Origin of the sequence: Bacillus sanguinis (assembly GCF_018332475.1) — a bacterium.
Taxonomy (GTDB): Bacteria; Bacillota; Bacilli; order Bacillales; family Bacillaceae_G; genus Bacillus_A; species Bacillus_A sanguinis.
Map to the genome: position 1 here is coordinate 1 of NZ_BOQB01000668.1, position 343 is coordinate 343.

The 343-nt window shown below is 26.8% G+C and carries 1 protein-coding gene; it reads right to left on the reverse strand.

Annotated features, from left to right (window positions below; translation table 11 throughout):
• Positions 1 to 120 precede the first annotated feature (120 nt).
• A complete protein-coding gene (locus KI369_RS29125; protein ID WP_212959066.1) occupies positions 121 to 333 on the reverse strand; it encodes a hypothetical protein in 213 nt (70 codons plus the stop codon).
• Between the last annotated feature and the right edge of the window lie 10 nt (positions 334 to 343).

Sequence of the window (343 nt, forward strand, 5' to 3'; positions counted from 1 at the left end):
ATAAGTACAAGCATATATTATCTAGTAGGACAAGACCTTCGTGTCCTACTTAATACTCAGAAAAAACCTCTATCACATGAGAGCATCAGATTGCAGGGTGCTCTTTTTTTATCCGGCTCTTTAACTTTCAATTTTAAACATGTCTTTGATGTTAATAAATATTAAAAATAATATAATAGCAAAAATTAAGTTAGATAAATAGAAATCTTGATGAAATAGTAATTCGAAGATGACATCGAAAATATATAAAAAGGCGATAGTAGGTAATATACAAATAAATATAAATCTCCAATTTTTTAGATACTGTTTATAATTAGGAAATACTTTCTCCATAAACATAGCT